1 protein-coding gene is annotated in these 584 nt (G+C 74.5%); it reads left to right on the top strand.

Features of this window, described 5'->3' with window-relative positions; genetic code table 11:
• Positions 1-584: class I fructose-bisphosphate aldolase (locus tag Q0L15_RS14630; RefSeq protein WP_296605191.1), on the top strand; the 584-nt coding region annotated here is incomplete at both ends.

The following is a 584-nucleotide window of genomic DNA, read 5'->3' as shown; positions in this document are numbered from 1 at the left end:
ATCCTCCCCGGGATCAAGGTCGACGCGGGCACGACCCCGCTCGCCGGGTTCCCCGACGAGGTCGTGACCCAGGGTCTCGACGGGCTGCGTGAGCGGTTCGCCGAGTACGCCCAGCTCGGCGCCCGGTTCGCGAAGTGGCGGGCCGTGATCCGGATCGGCCGCGGCCGCCCGTCGGCGACCTGCATCCAGGCCAACGCCCACGGGCTGGCGCGGTACGCCGCGCTGGCGCAGGAGGCCGGGCTCACACCGGTCGTGGAGCCGGAGGTTCTCATGGACGGGCCGCACTCGCTCGACCGCTGCGCGCAGGTGACGACGACCGTGCTGCGCGCCGTCTACGACCAGCTCGCCCGGCACCGGGTCCGGCTCGAGGGGACGCTGCTCAAGCCGAACATGGTGCTGCCCGGCACCGACTCCACCGAGCCGGTCACCGACGAGGCGATCGCGGTCCGCACGCTCGAGGTGCTGAGGAACGCCGTCCCCGCGGCGGTCCCGGGCATCGTCTTCCTCTCCGGCGGGCAGACCGACGAGGAGGCCACCGCGCGCCTGGACGCGCTCAACCGGCACGCGCCCCAGCCCTGGGAGCT

This window comes from Nocardioides sp. (assembly GCF_024509035.1).
Taxonomy (GTDB): Bacteria; Actinomycetota; Actinomycetes; order Propionibacteriales; family Nocardioidaceae; genus Nocardioides.
Note: the sequence above shows the minus strand (reverse complement) of the source record. Positions and strands in the feature narration are given on the sequence as shown.